General features: G+C 72.9%; 15 protein-coding genes and 1 tRNA gene. 6 read left to right on the plus strand and 10 right to left on the minus strand.

Annotated features, from left to right (window positions below; translation table 11 throughout):
- Positions 1-88 precede the first annotated feature (88 nt).
- A complete protein-coding gene (locus ACIP37_RS15065) occupies positions 89-706 on the plus strand; it encodes a TetR/AcrR family transcriptional regulator (protein WP_363376299.1) in 618 nt (205 codons plus the stop codon).
- A gap of 354 nt (positions 707-1060) precedes the next feature.
- Here the strand turns inward: ACIP37_RS15065 and ACIP37_RS15070 are convergent.
- A tRNA-Arg gene (locus tag ACIP37_RS15070) sits at positions 1061-1136 on the minus strand.
- Between the two features lie 643 nt (positions 1137-1779).
- Between ACIP37_RS15070 and ACIP37_RS15075 the strand changes: the two genes are divergently transcribed.
- The 5 genes from ACIP37_RS15075 (at position 1780) to ACIP37_RS15095 (ending at position 7383) form a co-directional block, all read left to right on the plus strand.
- A complete protein-coding gene (locus ACIP37_RS15075) occupies positions 1780-2379 on the plus strand; it encodes a single-stranded DNA-binding protein (protein ID WP_363632539.1) in 600 nt (199 codons plus the stop codon).
- Between the two features lie 353 nt (positions 2380-2732).
- Positions 2733-4226 (plus strand): Cys-Gln thioester bond-forming surface protein, encoded by a 1494-nt coding sequence (locus ACIP37_RS15080; RefSeq protein ID WP_363618819.1) that lies wholly within the window; start codon positions 2733-2735, stop codon positions 4224-4226.
- Between the two features lie 213 nt (positions 4227-4439).
- The gene (ettA, locus tag ACIP37_RS15085; RefSeq protein ID WP_079135893.1) at positions 4440-6104 is read left to right on the plus strand and encodes an energy-dependent translational throttle protein EttA; all 1665 of its coding nucleotides are present in this window, start codon (positions 4440-4442) and stop codon (positions 6102-6104) included.
- A gap of 109 nt (positions 6105-6213) precedes the next feature.
- Positions 6214-6657, plus strand: coding sequence for a thioesterase family protein (locus ACIP37_RS15090; RefSeq protein WP_063349408.1), 444 nt, complete (start codon positions 6214-6216; stop codon positions 6655-6657).
- Between the two features lie 33 nt (positions 6658-6690).
- On the plus strand, positions 6691-7383 hold the full coding sequence (locus ACIP37_RS15095; RefSeq protein ID WP_363588613.1) for a hypothetical protein: 693 nt from the start codon (positions 6691-6693) through the stop codon (positions 7381-7383).
- A 48-nt stretch (positions 7384-7431) separates the two neighbouring features.
- Here the strand turns inward: ACIP37_RS15095 and ACIP37_RS15100 are convergent, their stop codons facing one another.
- The 9 genes from ACIP37_RS15100 to ACIP37_RS15140 all read right to left on the minus strand — a co-directional run bounded on the left by ACIP37_RS15100 (position 7432) and on the right by ACIP37_RS15140 (position 19397).
- Entirely contained in the window at positions 7432-7836 is a 405-nt protein-coding gene (locus ACIP37_RS15100) for a globin (RefSeq protein WP_363588615.1), read from the minus strand.
- A 98-nt stretch (positions 7837-7934) separates the two neighbouring features.
- Positions 7935-9083 carry an ABC transporter permease gene (locus ACIP37_RS15105; RefSeq protein WP_363618817.1) on the minus strand — a complete coding sequence of 383 codons (1149 nt, stop codon included), beginning with the start codon at positions 9081-9083 and terminating at the stop codon, positions 7935-7937.
- Positions 9080-9997 carry an ABC transporter ATP-binding protein gene (locus ACIP37_RS15110; RefSeq protein WP_363618816.1) on the minus strand — a complete coding sequence of 306 codons (918 nt, stop codon included), beginning with the start codon at positions 9995-9997 and terminating at the stop codon, positions 9080-9082. Before ACIP37_RS15110 ends, ACIP37_RS15105 begins: the two co-directional genes overlap by 4 nt.
- Positions 9998-10140: 143 nt before the next feature.
- Positions 10141-11109 carry an FHA domain-containing protein gene (locus ACIP37_RS15115; protein WP_363588619.1) on the minus strand — a complete coding sequence of 323 codons (969 nt, stop codon included), beginning with the start codon at positions 11107-11109 and terminating at the stop codon, positions 10141-10143.
- A gap of 334 nt (positions 11110-11443) precedes the next feature.
- Positions 11444-12802 (minus strand): VWA domain-containing protein, encoded by a 1359-nt coding sequence (locus ACIP37_RS15120; protein WP_063349411.1) that lies wholly within the window; start codon positions 12800-12802, stop codon positions 11444-11446.
- Between the two features lie 122 nt (positions 12803-12924).
- On the minus strand, positions 12925-14265 hold the full coding sequence (locus ACIP37_RS15125; RefSeq protein ID WP_363588620.1) for a protein phosphatase 2C domain-containing protein: 1341 nt from the start codon (positions 14263-14265) through the stop codon (positions 12925-12927).
- Positions 14266-14268: 3 nt separating this feature from the next.
- The gene (locus tag ACIP37_RS15130) at positions 14269-16869 is read right to left on the minus strand and encodes a tetratricopeptide repeat protein (RefSeq protein ID WP_363588621.1); all 2601 of its coding nucleotides are present in this window, start codon (positions 16867-16869) and stop codon (positions 14269-14271) included.
- 5 nt (positions 16870-16874) lie between these two features.
- Positions 16875-18230, minus strand: a complete 1356-nt coding sequence (locus ACIP37_RS15135; protein WP_363588622.1) for a hypothetical protein — start codon at positions 18228-18230, stop codon at positions 16875-16877.
- A 192-nt stretch (positions 18231-18422) separates the two neighbouring features.
- Positions 18423-19397 carry a transporter substrate-binding domain-containing protein gene (locus tag ACIP37_RS15140; protein WP_363588623.1) on the minus strand — a complete coding sequence of 325 codons (975 nt, stop codon included), beginning with the start codon at positions 19395-19397 and terminating at the stop codon, positions 18423-18425.
- Positions 19398-19413 lie beyond the last annotated feature (16 nt).

Consider the following 19413-nt stretch of genomic DNA (forward strand, 5'->3'; position numbering starts at 1 on the left):
CTGGCCTTTCACGGGATGCACGGTTCACGGGATGCGCGGTGTGCTGGGAACCATACATAACAAACGTTTGGTATGTACGATGACCCCCATGACGCCGGCCCGTGGAGACCATGACGCCCGCCGCCTGGAAGTGTCCGAGGGCGTGTGGCGGGTGCTCTCCAGTCGCGGCTTCGAAGGGCTGACCCTGCGTGCCGTGGCCACCGAACTGGGCGCCTCCACCGGCCTGTTGACGCACTACTTCCCCAACAAACGGGCCCTGCTGAGCCACGCGCTGGACGAGCTCGACCGGCGCTCCGGCTCCCGGCCCCGGCGCACCGCCCCCGCCGACGGCACCCCGCCGCCACCCCCCGGACTGGCCCGGCTGCGGGCCGCGCTGCTCGACGTCCTGCCGCTGGACGGGGCGGCGGTGGCCGGCAACCGGATCTGGGTCGGCTCCTGGGACGTCGCCCTGTCGGACCCCGCGCTCGCGGCCGCGCACGCGGGTCGCTACGCCCGCTCGCGCGAGGCCCTCGCGGTGCACGTCGCGGACGCTCAGCGGCTCGGGGAGCTCCCGGCCGGGGCCGACGCCGCCGCGCTCGCGACCGGCGCGCAGGCCTTCGCGCTCGGCCTGGTGGTGCAGGTGCTGTTCGCCCCGGCGGAGTTCCCGCCCGAGCGGCAGACCGCTCTGCTGGACGCCTACCTGGCCGGGCTCGCCACCGCCGGCTGACTCTCCACCGCCGGCAGGCTCGCCGCCACCGGCCGAGCGGCTGGCTGGGTTCGCGATCACGGGCCGGGCGGCCGGCCGGGTTCGCGACCGAGCGGTTCCCGGCCGGGTCGGTGGGGCGGATCGTCCCCGGGGCGTGATTCGCCCGGAATTTCGGTTGTTCGGGTCTTCTCCCGCATCCGGTCCGTAGTGGCGGTCATCCGGATCGGCCGGTTATCGCAGTGGCCATGACACGGATAGTCACGGGTTAGGTGCGGTGGGTACGGGCAATCGGGCGGCGTGCGGACGGGATTTCCGGGAGCCCGTGGCGGCCGGGCAATGCGGCCGCCGGCCTGGCGGCCTGCGGGAATGGCGAGGTGGTGCCCCCAGCAGGATTCGAACCTGCGACCTACCGCTTAGAAGGCGGGTGCTCTATCCGCTGAGCTATGGGGGCGGGACGGGCTGCGCCCGGGCGGGCGTGACCGTGGCCGGGTCGGGCGACGAGCGCTGGGGGCGCGCGTGTCCGGCCCCGTACCGTGAGGGTGGGGGTGGGGGTCGGTGGGCCCTCGCCCTGTCGGGGACAGGATAAGGGTGCCCAGTTCCTCGGCCGAGTGTGACGACACCGCCGTTGGTGTGTCGGTTCGGTGGAGCGGTCCGATAATCGCAGGTGAACGCCGTGAGTGCAGCGGTCTGGGAGTGTTCCGAGCCGGACGTTGTGCAGTCGTTACGGGGCTGCCGCCCCACCCGTTATGGATTCGGCACGGAGAATGTGTCGTCACCGGTGCGGGTGGGGGGCCGTATTCGGCTTCCTCCGGTCGGATGACGTGCGCGGACGGTCGGCCGGCGCTGTTCCGGGGCGTGTCGGTTGGGGGCGACGAGCAGTCGGTTTGTTGTCATGGCCGCGATGAGATGGGCGCGAAGGGGTGCCGAAAGGCCGAAATTCACCCCTGCGAGTGACGTCGGTTTTCCGAGGCATCGAGTTGTCCACAGGATTTCAGAACTCTCTGGCGGGGATTTCCCGCGAAGCACACTCTCAACGCGCGCCGGTCGATTCCGTACGGTGCATCGGCGAGAACGGAGAGTGCGCTGTGAACGAGATGCAGGTGACGATCGTCGGCATTGTCGCGACGGAGGTGACCTACGGCGAAACGGGCAGCGGGGTGCCGATGGCCAAGTTCCGGCTCGGCTGCACCGAGCGCCGGTATGACCGGCAGCGCGAGTGCTGGGCGGACGGCGAGACGCAGTGGCTGACGGTGACGGCCTGGCGGGGGCTCGCGGTCAACCTGATCGGTTCGCTCGCCAAGGGGGATCCGGTGCTGGTGAGTGGTCGGCTGCGGCTGCGGGAGTGGATCGACGGCGAGGTGAAGCGCACCGGGGCCGAGATCGACGCCCGATCGGTCGGACACGACCTCACCCGTGGTACCTCGGCGTTCCGTTGGGCGGCGGGGGTGCGCGGGCAGCCGCCGGGCGCCGCCGGGCCGGCCGGGGCGCAGGCCGGCGGAGGGGTGGTGCCGGGGTGGATCGCCGACGCGCTGGAGGCGCGGAAGGCCTCGGCGGTGGCCTCGGCGCCGCGCCCGCCGGAGCCCCCGCCGCCGGTGCGGCCGGTGTCGGGTGGGGTGTCGGAGGCGGAGGCGGGGGAGCGGGGGCGGGTGGCCGAGGGGGAGCGGGGAGGTGGCGAGCAGGCTGCGCTGATCTGACGGGTCGATGACCTTAACTGTCGACAAATATGTTGATCGAGACTGTTGTTGCTCCCGCACGCGCAATCTCGCCCGGATAACGAAAAGTCGCGAGGAGATTCTGGCTGATCGTCAGCTTGTGTCGAAACTGAGGGGGTTGATAACGATCCAGATACGGAATCGTCCTGATTTCGCATGGGGGTTTCGGGGCCTGCGGGGCTCAATAGGATTCGTCTGGTTCATACCCGCAGCAGCGCCACAGGGGGCGCGCGCGGCACGGCAAGTCGGCGGGCTGTCCATCGGTGCGGCCCGGCCCGGAGGGATCCCAGATGTTCCAGAGGCAGGCGCGGAGTCTCCCCCGCATAACCACTGTCATGCTCACGACCAGCCTGGTGTTGGGCGGGGGCCTGTTCGCGGCCGGTGCGGCGGCCGCGGCGGACACCCCGGGTGCGGGCGTCAAGGCCGTCCTCCAGAACACGATGTTGGGCGAGAAGATCGACGTCGAGGGCAAGGGGACCGTCGACGGCGGTCTGTTCACCCTCAAGACGTCCAACGGCGAGATCCAGACCTACTGCATCGACTTCGACAACCCGGTCTACCTGGACAGCGCCGCGAAGTACCAGGAGTCGGACTGGAAGTCGAGCTCCCTCGGCGGCAAGAACAAGGTCGAGGCGGCCTCCAAGATCCGCTGGATCCTGGAGAACTCCTACCCGCAGGTCAAGGACCTGACGGCGCTCGGCAAGACCGTCGGCGTCGACGGCCTGACCGCCGAGGACGCCGCCGCGGGCACCCAGGCCGCGATCTGGAAGTTCTCGGACAACAAGAACGCCACCCCGCGCAACGCCAAGGCCAAGAAGCTGCGCGACTACCTGCTCAGCGACGCCAACAAGGGCATCGCCGCCGAGCCCAACCCCTCGTTGACCCTCAACCCGGACTCCGTCTCCGGCAAGTCCGGCAACAAGCTCGGCCCCTTCACCCTCAAGTCCAGCGCGGCCGAGGTGAAGCTCACCGTCACCGGTGACGCCGCCGACAAGGTCAAGGTGGTGGACAAGGACGGCAAGCCGGTCGGCGCCACCCTGACCGGTCCGATCAAGGACACCCAGCTGTTCCTGGACGTGCCGGCCGGCACCCCGGACGGCTCGGTCGCCCTCGCCGCCGCCGCCGACACCGTCGTGCCCAGCGGCCGGGTCTTCCTCAGCGAGGGCTACGACCCGAAGCGGCACAGCCAGAGCATGATCCTGGCCGGTTCCAGCAAGCTCAGCGTCTCCGCCGGCGCCAAGGCCACCTGGAAGCAGGGCGCGGGCGCGCTGGTCGACAGCACCGCCCAGGTCGAGTGCGAGAACAACGGCGTGCGCGTCACCGTCACCAACGGCGGTGACGAGGCCGCCACCGTCACGGTCAAGCCGGGCAAGCAGCTGACCGTCCAGCCGGGCAAGACCGAGAACGTGCTCGTCCCGGTCGCCGAGAAGGCCGCCTACGACATCAACGTCACCGGCCCGAACGGCTTCGCCAAGGAATTCAAGGGCGTCCTGGACTGCAAGACCGGTGTGACCCCGCCGACCTCCGGCCCGTCGACCCCGGCCGCGACCGGCACCCCGAGCACCGCCCCGAGCACCGCCCCGACCGGCACTCCGAGTGGCACCCCGAGCCAGGCCGGCACCCCGTCGGCCGGTGCCAGCACCGCCGCCGGCGCGCACCCGAGCCCGGCCGCGACCAGCTCCGCCCCGGGCACCGGTGGCCTGGCCCAGACCGGTGCCAGTGACTCGACCCCGATCCTCGCCGCCGTCGCCGGTGGCCTGGTCCTGGCCGGTGGCGCCGCGGTCTTCGTCCTGCGCCGCCGTGGCCGCCACGGTCGCACCGCCGCCTGAACCGCCCCGCAGGCCCGGAGGCGCTGACCTCCTGAGGCCCTGACGGCACCCGGCCCGGCCCCCGCACCCGCTGCGGGGGCCGGGCCTTCGCCGTTCAACCCCGCGCTGCGGATACCCCCGTGGGGCACACCGGGCGTTCGGGGCTCCCGGCCGGGTGCGGCACAATGGAAGGCTGCAAGCCGAATACTCCCGACGACGCCGGAGCGATCTCACGTGGCGGAATACATCTACACGATGCGCAAGGTGCGCAAGGCGCACGGAGACAAGGTCATCCTTGACGACGTGACGCTCAGCTTCCTCCCCGGGGCGAAGATCGGCGTCGTGGGCCCCAACGGCGCGGGCAAGTCCACCGTGCTGAAGATGATGGCCGGCCTGGAGCACCCCTCCAACGGCGACGCCTTCCTCTCGCCCGGTTTCACCGTCGGCATGCTGCTCCAGGAGCCGCCGCTCGACGAGACCAAGACCGTCCTGGAGAACGTCGAGGACGGCGTCAAGGAGATCAAGGGGAAGCTCAACCGCTTCAACGAGATCGCCGAGCTGATGGCGACCGACTACTCGGATGCCCTGCTGGACGAGATGGGCAAGCTCCAGGAGGACCTGGACCACGCCAACGCGTGGGACCTGGAGGCCCAGCTGGAGCAGGCCATGGACGCCCTGGGCTGCCCGCCCGGCGACTGGCCGGTCACCAAGCTCTCCGGTGGCGAGAAGCGCCGCGTGGCGCTCTGCAAGCTGCTGCTGGAGTCCCCCGACCTGCTGCTGCTCGACGAGCCCACCAACCACCTGGACGCCGAGTCGGTGAACTGGCTGGAGCAGCACCTGGCCAAGTACCCCGGCACCGTCGTCGCCGTCACCCACGACCGGTACTTCCTGGACAACGTGGCCGGCTGGATCCTGGAGCTCGACCGCGGCCGCGCCATCGGCTACGAGGGCAACTACTCCACCTACCTGGAGTCCAAGCAGTCCCGCCTCAAGGTCGAGGGCCAGAAGGACGCCAAGCGCGCCAAGCGGCTCCGCGAGGAGCTGGAGTGGGTCCGCTCCAACGCCAAGGGCCGCCAGGCGAAGTCCAAGGCCCGTCTGGCCCGCTACGAGGAGATGGCGGCCGAGGCGGACAAGATGCGGAAGCTGGACTTCGAGGAGATCCAGATCCCGCCGGGCCCGCGTCTGGGCAGCATCGTCATCGAGGTGGAGAACCTCTCCAAGGCCTTCGGCGAGAAGATCCTGATCGACGACCTCAGCTTCACCCTGCCGCGCAACGGCATCGTCGGCATCATCGGCCCCAACGGCGCCGGCAAGACCACGCTGTTCAAGATGCTCCAGGACATGGAGACCCCGGACTCCGGCGTGGTCAAGGTCGGCGAGACCGTCAAGATCAGCTACGTCGACCAGAGCCGTGCCAACATCGACCCGAAGAAGACCCTCTGGGAGGTCGTCTCCGACGGTCTGGACTGGATCAACGTCGGCCAGGTCGAGATGCCGTCCCGCGCCTACGTGTCGGCCTTCGGCTTCAAGGGCCCGGACCAGCAGAAGCCGGCCGGCGTGCTGTCCGGCGGTGAGCGCAACCGCCTGAACCTGGCGCTCACCCTCAAGCAGGGCGGCAACCTGCTGCTCCTCGACGAGCCCACCAACGACCTCGACGTCGAGACGCTCTCCTCGCTGGAGAACGCCCTGCTGGAGTTCCCCGGCTGCGCCGTGGTCATCTCCCACGACCGCTGGTTCCTGGACCGGGTGGCCACCCACATCCTCGCCTACGAGGGCGAGAGCAAGTGGTTCTGGTTCGAGGGCAACTTCGAGTCGTACGAGAAGAACAAGATCGAGCGGCTCGGCGCCGACGCGGCCCGCCCGCACCGGGCCACGTACAAGAAGCTGACCCGCGGCTGACACCCAGCCGTCACGGCGGCCCGGCAGACTGCCCCTCGGGGCGGCCTGCCGGCCGCCGGCCCGCCGCCACCGCACGGCGGCGGGCGACCGGACGTCGAGGAGAACACCTGTGGCCCGCCACATCTACGCCTGCCCGCTGCGCTGGTCCGACATGGACGCGTTCGGCCACGTCAACAACGTGGTCTTCCTGCGCTACCTGGAGGAGGCCCGGATCGACTTCATGTTCACCCAGGCCGCCGAGGCCGGGGCGGGGGAGTTCGCGGGCGGCTCGGTGGTGGCCCGCCACGAGATCGACTACAAGCGCCCGCTGGTGCACCGGCCGGAGCCGGTCACCGTCGAGACCAGGGTGACCCGCATCGGCGGCGCCTCGCTGACCGTGTCCTATGAGATCAAGGACGTCGCCGAGGACGGCACCGAGACGGTGTACGTCCAGGCGTCCACCGTGGTCGTGCCCTACGACCTGGCGGAGGGCCGGCCGCGCCGGATCTCGCCCGTGGAGCGGGAGTTCCTGTCCCGCTTCATGGACGAGGAGCCCGCCGTAGTCGCCGCCTGAGCACCCACCTCCGACGATTCGAGCTGACCCGCGTTGACCATCACCGCCCGCCTCGCCCTCACCGACGCCGGGGAGGCCGCCGACCTCTCCGCGTTCCTGCTGCGCCTGCTGCGCTTCGACAAGGCGGCGGCCGTCCGGTTGCAGGCGGTGGCCCCGGCCGGGGAGGACGGCGTGCTGGCGGTCTTCGGCCGGCTGCCGCTGGGCGGTTCGGGCGCGCTGGCGATCCGCACCGCCCGGCTGACCGGGCCGGCCGAGCCGACCGATCTGACGGTCTCGGCGGGCCAGCTGCTGGACGGCGTGGACGCCGGGACGGGTGCCGTCGAGCTGCCCGCCCCGGTGACCGGACCGGCCTGGGCCGGGCTGCTGCCGCCGCGCACCGGCTGGCGGCCGGTCGGGGCGCCGCCGGCGGCCGAGGTGTACCCGGAACTGATGGCCGGGGTGCGGGAGTTCCGTGAGCGCAGCGAGGCCGTCCCGGCGCACCACCGCGGCCGTGCGGTGCTGGACGCGCTGGCCGACGAGATCTGGTCCCGCCCGGTCTCCGTGCTGCCGGAGCTGCCGCTGCGGGCGGTGCACGCGGCGTACGTGATCGGCTTCCTGAAGCCCGGGGCCCCGCTCACCGTGCACCGGGCGGGCGGCTGGCTGCGGCTGAGCGCCCCGGCCGGTTCGGTGGCGGTCCGGACGGCGGCCGCGCCCGGCGCGGGGCTGGGGCTCAGCGCGCTCCGGTAACCCAGCCCGGGGCTCAGCCCGATCCGGTGACCGGGCCCGGCCCGGGGCTCAGCCCGGGGTGTTGATCATCGAGGCGGCGGCGTAGGTGAGGTATTCCCAGAGCTGCTGCTCGGCCTCGGCCGGCAGGGCCAGGTCGTCCACGGCGGCCCGCATGTTCCTGAGCCAGGCGTCGTGCGCGGCGCGGTCGACCTTGAACGGCACGTGCCGCATCCGCAGCCGGGGGTGGCCGCGCTGCTCGCTGTAGGTGCGCGGGCCGCCCCAGTACTGCATCAGGAACAGGGCCATCCGCTCCTCGGCCGGGCCGAGGTCCTCCTCGGGGTACATCGGCCGGAGCAACTCGTCCTCGGCGACGCCCTGGTAGAACCGGTGGACCAGTCGCCGGAAGGTCGGTTCGCCGCCGACCTGGTCGAAGAAGGTCTCCTCGCTGAACGTTCCTCGCCGGATCTCTTTCACCCGACCATGGTCGCAGACGCCGACGGGGTCGTACACCGGGACCAAAGGCGTACGACCCCGCAGGGCGTGTGTCGGGGCTCAGGCGACCGGGGCGGCGGTCACACGTCCTCCCACTTGAACAGCTTCCAGGCGACGCCGGTCAGCACGGCCGCGAAGAGCAGCAGCCCGCCCATGGTGGGCAGGGCGTCCATGACGCCGCCGCCGCGGGTCAGCACCGACTGGGCGGCCGTCACCAGGTAGCGCAGCGGCATGACCTTGGAGATGGTCTCCAGCCAGCCGGGCGCGCTGTCCAGCGGGATGAACGCGCCGGACAGGAAGGACATCGGCAGCACGATGATCTGCGAGATGCCGTTGGCCGCCTCCTCGGTCTTGGCGACCGAACCGGCCAGCAGGCCGATCGACATGAAGGCGAGCGTCGCGCAGGCCACCAGCGGGATGACCAGCCACCAGTTGCCGGTGAGCTTGAGCCCGAAGAAGTTGGTGGCGACCGTCAGGAAGACGGTGGTCTGGAGGAGCGAGGTCAGCAGCGAGACCAGGATCCTGGAGCTGATGACCGTGCCCGCACTCACCGGGGCCAGCCGCAGCCGGCGCAGCACCTTGCTCTTGCGCCACCCGACCAGGGTCAGCGCGGCACCGAACACCGCGCCGGTGGCGACGGCCCAGCCGAGCAGGCCGGGGGTGAGGAACTGGATCGGCTTGAGCGACTGGTCCTCGACCTGCTGGGCGTCCAGCACGTAGGCCGGCTTCTGGCCGGTGGCGGCCTGGTTGGCGCTCTGGACCACCGAGTTGACGATGCCCTGGAGCGCGCCGGCGCGGACGGTGTCGGCGGCGCTGAAGCGCAGCTCGACCTTGCCGTCCGGGCCCTGCTCGATCATCGCGTCGAAGTCGCCCTTGCGGACCTTCTCCAGTGTGGCGGCCGCGTCGTCGGTCCTGGTGATGGTGAGGACCTTGTCCAGGTCGACCCGGCCCTCGCCCTGGATCGAGTCGAACAGCTTCACCGCGCCGACCTGCGCCACCTTGGCGTGCGGGCTGCCGGAGCCCTTGCCCACGGTGCCGAAGAACACCAGGAACACCAGCGGGAAGAGCAGGATGAAGAAGGTCGCGGTGCGGTCGCGCTTCATGCCGAGCAGCATCGCGCGGGACAGGCTCCAGAACGCGCTGACCCGCTCCCGCTCGGCGTTCGCGCCGCCGCTCGACCCGTCGCGCCGGGCGGGGGTCTTCGGCTCGGTGGACGTGCTGGCGGTCATGCGCGGTACTCCCGTCCGGTCAGCTGGAGGAAGACGTCCTCCAGGGTGGCGCCGCGCACTTCGAGGCCGCGCAGCGCGTTCTGCTCGGCCAGGACGCTCAGGACCGGGCCCGGGAGACGGGTGGAGACGGAGAGCGAGACGCTGTCGTCCTCCAGGGCGGCGACGTCGGCGCCGGCCGCGGTGAGCAGGTCACGGGCGCGCTCGACGGACAGCTGGCCGGACGCGACGCTGATCCGGACGGTGTCGTCGATCTCGCGGATCAGCGTCGCCGGGGCGCCGGTGTGCAGGATCTTCCCGTGGTCCATGATCGAGACCCGGTCGCAGAGGACCTCGGCCTCGTCCAGGTAGTGGGTGGTCAGGACGACCGTGCGGCCCTCGCCGTTGATGTCCCGCAGGAGGTCCCAGAGGTTGCGCCGGGCCTGCGGGTCGAGGCCGGTGGTGGGCTCGTCCAGGAAGACGATCTCCGGGTCGTGGGCCAGCGCGCAGGCGATCGACAGGCGCTGCGCCTGACCGCCCGACATCTGGTCGGTCATGACGTCGGCCTTGTCGGTCAGGCCGACCCGCTCCAGCATCGCGTCGGCCCGCTTGGGGCCGACCCCGTAGAACGACGCGAAGGTGCGGATGGTCTCCCGGGCCGTCAGTTTCCGGAAGAAGGCGGAGGCCTGGAACTGCACGCCGATGCGCGGCAGCAGTTTCGGATTGCGCGGCCAGGGCGCCAGCCCCAGCAGCTCGACCCGGCCCTCGTCCGGCTTGCGGACGCCTTCCAGGATCTCCATCGTGGTGGTCTTCCCGGCGCCGTTGGGGCCCAGGATTCCATAGAATTCGCCGGCCTCGACGGTGAGGGACACCCCGTCGACGGCCTGCACGTCCCCGTACCGCTGACGGATTCCGTCGGCGGATATAGCTGCAGTCATGTGGCCTGAGCCTAGGGCTTGCGAAGGTCCCTGTGCACGTCGGTGGCGACGAATTTGTGGATCGTTTGAGGAATCGGGAACAAGCCGGGCCGGGCGGAAGTTGAATTCCGCCCGGCCCGGCCGGAGTTATTGCCGACGGCCTTTCAGGCGCGGTGCACCGTGATCGTCGTCCAGGCTCCGATGTGGATCCGGTCGCCGTCGTTCAGCGGCACGGCGGTGTGCGGGGCGATCGGCTCCGCGCCGCCGTTCACGGTGGTGCCGTTGGTCGAGTCCTGGTCCACCAGGACCCAGCTGCCGTCCGCCTGTTCGGCGAGCATCGCGTGCTGGTGCGAGGCGCCCGGGTCCTCCGGCGGCACCGACAGGTCGATCTCCGGCACGGTGCCGCGGTGCTGGCTGCGCCGCCCGATCCGCAGCTGGCCGCGGCCGGTCAGCGGGATGCGCCGCTCGGGGCAGTACGGCGGGAAGAACAGGCCGGCCGCCTCGGGGCCGCTGCGGGCCATCATCTCGGTGAAGTACTCGCGGTCGGCCGAGACCACCGCGATCCAGTTGGCCCGGAGCGGCTTCGCGGGGGCGGCCGTCGGTTGCGGCTGCTGGGGTTGCTGCGGCTGCTGCTGATGCGGCGGGGCGAGGTGGAACGAGGTGCCGAAGTCGCCGCCGCGGTTGTTCGGTCCGGGGGGCTCGGCGTACACCGGGCCGGAGTCCTCGCGGACGGGGGCCTCGGGGAACGCGCCCTCCGGCGTGGGCCCCTCCTGCCCGTTGGCGGGCAGGGAGGGAGGGTAGCCGTAGGTGTGCGCGGGCGCGGGGGCCTGCTGCGGGTGCTGGGTGTGCTGCGGCTGCGGCTGCTGCGGGAGGGGCGGTTGGCCGTACGGCGGTTGGCCGAACGGCGGCTGTGCGGCCGGCGCGCCGCCGTACGCCGCCGGGATGTTCAGCGGCGGCTGGCGGCGCGAGGGGGTGGAGAGCTCGTAGTCGTACCCGCACTCCTCGCAGAACCGTCCGGTCTGCGGGCTGCGGCAGATCGGGCAGACCGTCAGGCCCTCGGTCAGGTTGGGGTGGCCCTGGGCCGGTGGCGGCGGCATCGCGCCGGGCTGCGGCGGGACGCTCCCCGGCGGCATCGGCGGAGGCGACAGCGGCGCGCCGTAGGGCGTGCCGCGGTGGTCCGGGTGCCTGGACTGCTCGAACGAGTCGGGTGCCTCGGGCGAGGCGGGTGCCCCGGGCACCGGGTGGGAGCCGTACGCCCCCGGATGGGCCCCGTGGGACCCGTGGGCTCCCGGGTGGGCTCCGGGCGGCGTCGGGGCCGGCGGAGTCATCGGGAAGCCGCAGAAGTCGCACCAGTCCTCGGCCTGCGACTCGTGGCCCCTCGGGCAGATCGGCATCAGTTCCCCCTCACATCGAGCCGGCTTGGGGCGGCGTCGCACCGGGTCGTCGGCCCGGTCACGTCTTCAGCGGTCACTTCTTCACACGCACCGTCTTGGTCGACCGGGTCTCAAGGGTCATCGAGTCGGCCTCGCTCACGTTCTTACGGAACCGAACCGTACCCTCCTTCGGGTCCACCACGTCCACCACCTTCTGCAGCAGTTTGTAGGTGCCCTCGTTGCCGGTCGCGTGCGCGATCCGGACGGCGGCGCCCAGCTTGGACGTGGCGGTGTCGACGTCCCCGGCCCGGTGGGCCTCCAGGCCCTCCTGGATGGAGGAGGCCAGCTCGGCCTGCCCGGTGTAGTGGGCGACCTGCGGGCTGATCCGGGTGGAGGAGGCCAGGTCGTCGGTCCACACCGCCTTGACCAGGCCCTGGGAGAGCACCTCGGGGGTGCCGCTGCCGACCTGCGGGGGCAGCACCAGGCTGATCCGGGCGGCGAGCATCTCGTTGCCGATGGAGGCGGCCGGGACCTCGACGCAGACGTGGTAGTCGCGGCTCTCGTCGCCCCAGGAGCCGGTGGGGTAGTCGCCGGCCCGGGGGCCGGCCTCGGCGCGCCGGGCGGTGAGGTCCTCGACCGCGGGGGCGACCTGCTTGACGAACTTGACCGCGGCGTTGGCCGGGGTCCAGATCCGCAGCGCGACGTCGGCGACCTGCTTGCCCATGGCGCCGGCCATCATCGAGCGGAAGTCCTCGGCCAGGCCGGAGGGTTCGGCGACGATGTCGACGGTGCCGAGCAGCGCCGAGGAGATCTTGCGCAGCTCGTCGATCCGCCAGTCGGTGCCGACGCCGCGGCAGTCGGCGGTGAAGTGTCCGGTGACCCGCTCGATGGCGCGTTCCAGGTCGACCGCCGACTCGTGCTCGTTGTTGCCGTCGGTGAGCAGGACGGCGTGCCGGATGGCGATGTCGCGGCGGGTCAGGAAGAGCTTGTCGGCCTTGGCCAGCCAGGTGCCCATCGCGGTGCCGCCGGCGGCGGTGAGGCGGCGCAGGGACTCCTTGGCGTGGCCGCGGGTGGTGGCGGAGGCGGTGGCGAGGGTGCCGTCGCCGGGGTAGATGTCGCGGGCCTCGTGGGTGCCGGCGACCACGGCGAAGGCGGTGCCGTCGCGCAGCGCGTCGATGGCGGCGGCGGTGGCCTCGCGGGCGCCGTTGATCTTGGTCTTGGGGTAGTCCATCGAGCCCGAGCAGTCCACCAGGATCACCACGGCCGCGGCGGTGTCGGCGCTCTGCGGGCCGCCCGCGTCGGCGATGCCGAGCGGGCGGCCGCCGGAGGTGCCGCCGCCGGTCGCGGTGACCGTGACGATGGCGTTGACCTCGCGGGCGCCGTCGGCAAGGTACTCGTTCTGGAAGATCTCCACGTCGAACCTGGGCAGGTTCGGCTTCGCCAGTGTTGCCATGGGCCGGTGGCTCCCGTCGGAAGGGTCGTCGGTACGGATCGGTCGGTGGGGGCCGGCCGCGTCGGGGGCGGGCCGGCGGACCGGGTGACCGCCGGGGTCGGCCCCGGGCGGGCGGCGTCCGGTCAGGCCGTCGGCGGGTGCGGCGGCTGCGGGGGGACGGTGGGTGCGGCGGGAGCGGTGGGCGGTGCGGGGGGCGCCGGCGGGGCGGCGGGGGGCAGCGGGGCGGCGGGGGAGCCGATCACCGGGAGGTCCGGCAGGGTCGGCTCGTAGTCCTCGTCCTCCTCGGCGGCGCGCCTGGCACCCGCCGCGGTGATCAGCGGCAGGTCGAGCGCGGTGGCGGTCCGGGGGTCGTCCTCGTCCTCGCCCTGGTCCTCGGCATCGACATCGGCACCGACGCCGGCAGCGGCGCCCGCGGCCGGCGGGTCGATCGGCAGGACGGCGACGGTGATGTTGTCGTGGCCGCCGGCGGCGATCGCGAACTTCACCAGGGTCTGTGCCGCCGCGAGCGGTTCGGTGCGGGCGTCCGGCCGGACGAAGTACGCCAGGTCGGTGGCGGCCTCGGCGTAGTTCCACAGCCCGTCGGTGCAGATCAGCAGCACCCCGGGGACGTGCGGCGTGAAGTCGAGGGTGTGCGGGACGACCTCCTCGGCGTCGGCGCCGAGCCACCCGGTGATCGCGTGGGCGCGCGGGTCGGCGTACGCCTCGGCCTCGCTCATCAGCCCGGCCTCGACCATCCGGGCCGCCCAGGAGTCGTCCTGGGTGAGCCGGAAGGGCTCGGCGCCGGCGCGGTCGTCCGGGATCCAGTAGGCGCGGGTGTCGCCGACCCAGCCGATGGTGATCCGGCCGCCGGAGGCTATGGCGCTGACGTAGGTGCAGGCGGGCGCGTTGAGGTCGGGCCGGGCGGGCCCGGGGCCGGCCTGGGCGAGGTCGGCGACGGCCCCGGCGGCGTCGGCGATGGCCTGGCGCATGGCGGCGGTGGGTTCGCGGCCCGCCTCCAGGGCGCTCAGCAGCGACTCGGAGGCGGCGTCGACGGCGGTCTCGGAGGCCTCGTCAGGCCGGTCGGAGGAGGAGACGCCGTCGCAGACCACGGCGACCACGACCGGCTCGCCGCCGGGCAGCGAGGTGGCGGCGATGGTGAAGGAGTCCTCGTTGCGGTGGTGGCGCACGCCGCGGTCGCTGACCCCGGCGACGCCCGCGAGGGACTTCTCCATGTGGTCGCGCGGGCGCGGCTGGGCGCCGCCGCACGCCTCGCAGTAGCCGTCCGCGGTGACCTGCGGCAGCCCGCAGTGCGCGCAGACCGGCCCGTGCTGGGGCGGGACGCCCTCGGCCCGGCCGGTGGCCCAGTTCGCGGGCATCGCGCCCGGGGCGGTCCGGCCGTCCCGGCTGGCGCCGCAGGCGCCGCAGTAGGCGTCCTCCGGCTCCAGCGGTTCGGAACAGCTCGGGCACACGGTCTGCTGCGGCATCGGCTACACCCACGTCCTGGGGCGGGCGCGGTTGGCCCGCTCCACCATCTCGATCCTGGTCTCGGCCCGGTCGGCCAACCGGGCGAGTACCCGGTAGGACTGTTCCAGGGCGAAGCGCAGTTCCCGCTCCACCGCAGGTCGTCCCAGCACCGTGGTGCCGCCGCCCTGCTGGGCGCCGGTCGAGCCCGCGGTGACCCAGCCGAGGGCGGCGCCGAGCAGTTCGACGGCCAGTTCCTCGCGGCGGCGGTCGTCCAGGCGCAGCGCGGTCAGCTGGTCGGAGCTGGCGCCGAGGTCGGCGGCGAGCGGGTCGGTGGCGGGCCGTTCGCGCAGCCGGGCGCGGACGGCCGCGATCCGGGCGGCGGTGTACTGGTTGGAGGTGGCCGGGACGGACTCCAGGACGCGGACGGCACCGGGCCGGTCGTCCTCGGCCAGCCGGACCCGGGCGAGCCCGAAGGCGGCGCTGAGGTAGGCCGGGTCGGTGGTCCAGACCAGTCGGTAGAACTCGGCGGCGTCGCCGCCGTCGCCGAGGAGCTCGGCGCAGATGGCGAGGGCCAGCTTGGGGGCGGCCTCGCCGGGGAAGGCGTCGTAGACCGCGTCGAAGGCCTCGGCGGCGGCGCGCAGCCCGGCCTCGTCGGGCGAAGCCGGGCCGTCCGGGCCGTCCGGCCCGTGCACGGCGCCGACCAGGGCGATCGAGCTGCCAGGGCCGTCCGGGCCGTCCGGCCCGTGCACGGCGCCGACCAGGGCGACCAGGCCGCGGTACCAGACGACCCGCCAGTCGTCCGGGTACTCCCGTTCCAGGGCGTCGAGGGCCTCCTCGGCGGCGGCGCGGCGGCCGAGTTCGAGGTGGGCGCGCAGTTCGCGCAGCCGCCGTTCGATGGAGAGGGCGGGCGCGCCGGACAGGGCGGCGAGCGCCTCCTCGGGGTCGGTGGCGAGCAGGGTGGCGAGGAAGCCGGCGTTGGGGTCGCCGGGGTCGACGCGCGGGACGGGCAGCGCGAGGGCGGCGGCGGCCGGGTCGAGGGCGGTCACCAGGAGCTGTCCGGGCTGCTCGGTGGGCATGACCAACTCGGTGTCCACGACGCGTAGTTCGGGGCCGAAGAGGGTGGACAGGGCGGGCCGGGCCCGGCCGTCCTGGAGGGCGAGGATCTCGCGCAGCACGCCGGTGAGCTGGTCGGCCATCTCGTCGGCGGAGGAGAACCTGCGGGCCGGGTCCGGGTCGGTGGCGCGGACCAGGAAGCGGTAGTACGACTCGTAGCGGGCGAAGACCTCGACGTCCTCGGGGCCGGGCAGGGTGTCCCGGTAGGTGGTGCTGTAGCCCTGGAAGTCGAAGGTGAGCACCGCGAGGGTGCGGGCCACGGTGTAGAGGTCGGAGGCGGGGGAGGGGCCGTGGGTGGCGATCTCCGGGGCCTGGTAGCCGACGGTGCCGTAGATCGGGCCGTCGTGGTCGAGGCGGCAGACGGCGCCCATGTCGATGATCTTGAGCGTGTCGCCGCTCTGGATCACGTTGTCGATCTTGAAGTCGCAGTAGATCAGGCCCCGGCTGTGCAGGTACCCGAGCGCGGGCAGTGCCTCCAGCGCGTACGCGATCGCCTGCTCGACGGGCAGCGGCTCGCGCCGGCCGTCCGGGGTGCGGCGGTCGTTGGCGATGTCCTTGAGCGACTTGCCGCCGACGTACTCCATCACGATGTAGCCGTCGGTGGAGCCGGAGCCGACGTCCAGGTGCTCGGCGAAGTTGATGATCCGGACGATGTTCGGGTGGTCCACCTCGGCCAGGAAGCGGCGCTCGGCGACGGCCACGGCGAGCGCGTCCTCGTCCCCGGTGTCCAGCAGGCCCTTCAGGACCACCCACTTGTCGTTGACCCGCCGGTCGATCGCCAGGTAGATCCAGCCGAGGCCGCCGTGCGCCAGGCAGCCCACCACCTCGTACTGCCCGCCGACCAGGTCGCCGCGGCGCAGCTTGGGCGTGAACGAGTACGGCGTGCCGCACTTGGTGCAGAAGCCGTCCGGGCGGCCCGGCCGGCCGTTCTTCTCCCGGCCCACCGGGGTCTCGCACTTGGAGCAGAACCGCTTGCGCTCCGGGACCTCCGGGTTCTCCAGCACCGCCAGCGACGGATCGGCCGTCTCGACGGTCGGCACCGTCACCAGGCCGGCGCCCAGCCGGTTGCGGGTGCCCGCGCTGACGCTGCCTCGGGTGCTGCGCACCGAGACCGAGCGGCTGCTGCCGGTGCGGGTCGAGCGGTGCGAGCGGGAGCGGCCGGACATCGAGCGGGCCGAGCCGGTGCGGGTCGAGCGGATCGAGCCGCTGCGCGCCGAGTCGGCGGAGAGCCGGGAGGACGGGACGTAGGGCTGGGTGACGCCGGTGTCGCCGCCGGGCGGGGTGAGGCCGCACTCGTCGCAGTAGCCGTCGGCGTCGATGGCGCCGGAGCAGTCCCTCGGGCAGGGCGCGCCGGGGCCGGCGGCCGGCGCCCCGGTGGCCTTGGAGGCCCCGGAAGCCCCGGAAGCCTTGGAGGACACCGCGGCCGGGGCGAGCCCGCACTCGTCGCAGTAGCCGTCCGCGTCGATCCTGCCGTTGCCGGAGCACTCCGGCCGTACGCACGTCCCGCCCATCAACCTCAGCCCCCCTGGACCTGTCCGTCGACCGGCGTGTGGCCGGTCGTCTCCTGTGCGGCCTCGGCCTGCGCCGGCCGCAGCGACTGCTGGAAGCGGGCCACCGCGGCGGCCGCCGCCCGCAGGTCGCAGGGCGCGCTCCACAGCAGCCAGCGCGCCTTCTCGTACCGCTCGATCACTTCCGGGTCCTCGGAGACCCGCAGCCGGGCGGCCATCGCCTTGTACGCGTCCAGCCGGCCGCGCAGTTCGGCGCGGACGGCCAGCGGCTGGGTCACCTCGGTGAGCGACTGCCGGGCCCGGGCCAGCTCCTTGGCGGCGGCGTCCTCCAGCGTGTCCAGCAGCGGCGCCAACCGGCCCCACTGGCCGCCCTGGCGCAACTCCAGTGCCGTCACGATCCGTTCGCGCAGCGCCGAGGCAGGCCCGGGCACCGCCGGGACGTCGCTGGAGGCTATCTTCGCCAGCACCTCGCCGCGCGCCCGGCGGGCCTCGGCCAGGGTGGCGTCGGCCCGCTGGAGCAGGTCGCCGACGCCCTGGAGGCGCTCCTCGGCGTCGTCGCGCAGCCGCAGCAGGTTCTCCAGTTCCAGCCGGACGCCGTCCAGCGCCCGCCCGGCCCGGTCGAACCGCTCGGTGTCCACCACCCCGGCGGGGGTGGCGAAGGCGCCGCCCTCCGGCACGGTGCCGCGCTGGGCGGGCACCCGGGCCGGGCGCCACAGCGCCAGCGGGTCCTCGCGCACCTCGGCGCGCAGCCCGGTGAGGTCGGCGTCCAGCCCGGCCAGGTCGTCGGCGAGCGGGTGGCCGCCGGCCCGCACGCCGAGCGAGGCGGCGAGGTTGCCCACCCGGTGGAGTTCGGCCAGCAGCAGGTCGATCCGGGCCGGCAGCGCCGACCAGACCGCGTCGGCGGCGCTGACCACCTCCAGCACGGTGGCGTACCAGGAGTTCATCCGGGTCATCAGCGTGTCCAGGCTGATCCGCTCGACCAGCCGGGCGGGCGCGCCGAGCAGCTGCGGGCCGTCCGGCAGCGCGCCGCCGGGGACGGTCACCGCGTCGCCGGTGAGCAGTTCGCTCAGCTCGGCGAGTTCGGGCGCGCCGGGCTTGGCCTTGCGGGCCCGTACCGCGCGCGCCGAGGCCAGTGCCTCCGCGTAGCGGTCGAACAGCGCCCAGAGCAGCGGCAGGCCCTTCCCGGCGACGGACCAGCGCTCCAGCGTGCGCCCGGCCAGTTCGGCGCCGTCGAGCAGCCGCAGGCCCGGATGGTCCTGGAGGGCGAGCAGCGCCGACTCGACCGCGTCCCGCTCCGCGCCGAGGCGCGCCAGCGCGCGGTCCACCTCCTCCCGGCTCAGTACCGGGCCAGCCGAAGCCGCCAACGCCGTGTCCTTCCTTCCTCGCGTGCGATCCCGACGTACCTGACGTGCGATCCCACGACATCCCCCGTGCCCACCACCGGTCTCCCCGTGGTGATCGTCCCGAACCCTAGCCGGTGGCCGTTCGGGCGGAGCGGGCGGTGGGCGTCAAGACCGCGTCAACGGCCTGCTGACGCCCGTGCGCCGCCCGGTGCGTCAGCGGGCCGGCCAGTACAGGCCGGGGTCCTTGGAGTTCTCGGGCAGGTAGGGCTGGACCCACTGCTCGAACGACTTCTGCCAGCCCTTGTCCTTGTCCGCGTAGTAGTCGGAGATCACCTGGTTGACCCGGGCGGTGAGGTCGGTGCTGTTCTGGCGCATCGCGACACCGATCGTCTCCGGCTGTTCGAAGCCGTCCACCACCTTCACCGTCTGGTCCTGCGCGGCCTGGCCGACCGCCAGTTCGTCGTCGGTCATGGTGGCGTCGACCTTGCCGAGCTGCATGCGGACCAGGCAGTCGAGCTGGTTGGTCACCAGGACGAGCTGCTTGGCGCTCTTCTTCGCGTTCAGCACGTCCTTGGCCACCGAGCCGTCCGCGGCGCAGACCGTCCTGCCGCTGATCGCCTCGTCGAGGTTCCTGGCCGTGGACGACCGGGGCACCAGGACCCGCTGCTTGATGTTGAAGTACGACCGGGAGAAGGCGACCTTCTTCAGGTTGGCGCAGCTGATCGTCATGGTGCGGACGATCAGGTCGACCTGGTTGCCCGTGAGGGCGTCGACCCGGCCGGCGGTCGACACCGGCTTGAGCACCACCTTGGCCGGGTCGCCCATGACGGCCGCGCCGATCGCCCTCGCGAGGTCGATGTCGAAGCCTTCGAGCTCACCGGTGTTCGGGTTGCGGGCGCCCCAGCGGTAGCTGTTCTGGTCCACGCCGATGATCAGGGTGCCCTTGGCCTTGATGGCCTTCACCGCCGGGCCGTCCACGGTGCTCGGCGGCACGGTGCTGGTCAGGTCGCAGGACTCGGCCTGGTCCTGCCCGGCCTGGTCCTGCCCGGTCGACCGGACGGCCTGCGGTGCGCCCGTGGCGGACGCGGGCGCGGCGCCGGACGGCCCGCCCCCGCCGAGCACGGCCGCGCCGGCGGCCAGCAGCGCCAGCACGGCGGCCGACCTGGTGCCTGCGGTTCTCCTGCGCATGTGTCCGTTCCCCCCT

It is taken from the genome of Kitasatospora sp. NPDC088861 (assembly GCF_044750105.1).
Taxonomy (GTDB): domain Bacteria; phylum Actinomycetota; class Actinomycetes; order Streptomycetales; family Streptomycetaceae; genus Kitasatospora.

Excerpts from the sequence above, each read along its gene's own strand:
- ACIP37_RS15075 (WP_363632539.1), top strand. The coding sequence starts at position 1,780 with ATGCAGGTGACGATCGTCGGCATTGTCGCGACGGAGGTGACCTACGGC.
- ACIP37_RS15065 (WP_363376299.1), top strand. The coding sequence starts at position 89 with ATGACGCCGGCCCGTGGAGACCATGACGCCCGCCGCCTGGAAGTGTCC.
- ACIP37_RS15115 (WP_363588619.1), bottom strand. The coding sequence starts at position 11,109 with ATGCCGCCGGGGAGCGTCCCGCCGCAGCCCGGCGCGATGCCGCCGCCA.
- ACIP37_RS15110 (WP_363618816.1), bottom strand. The coding sequence starts at position 9,997 with ATGACTGCAGCTATATCCGCCGACGGAATCCGTCAGCGGTACGGGGAC.
- ACIP37_RS15080 (WP_363618819.1), top strand. The coding sequence starts at position 2,733 with ATGCTCACGACCAGCCTGGTGTTGGGCGGGGGCCTGTTCGCGGCCGGT.
- ACIP37_RS15140 (WP_363588623.1), bottom strand. The coding sequence starts at position 19,397 with ATGCGCAGGAGAACCGCAGGCACCAGGTCGGCCGCCGTGCTGGCGCTG.
- ACIP37_RS15130 (WP_363588621.1), bottom strand. The coding sequence starts at position 16,869 with ATGGGCGGGACGTGCGTACGGCCGGAGTGCTCCGGCAACGGCAGGATC.
- ACIP37_RS15105 (WP_363618817.1), bottom strand. The coding sequence starts at position 9,083 with ATGACCGCCAGCACGTCCACCGAGCCGAAGACCCCCGCCCGGCGCGAC.
- ACIP37_RS15120 (WP_063349411.1), bottom strand. The coding sequence starts at position 12,802 with ATGGCAACACTGGCGAAGCCGAACCTGCCCAGGTTCGACGTGGAGATC.
- ACIP37_RS15125 (WP_363588620.1), bottom strand. The coding sequence starts at position 14,265 with ATGCCGCAGCAGACCGTGTGCCCGAGCTGTTCCGAACCGCTGGAGCCG.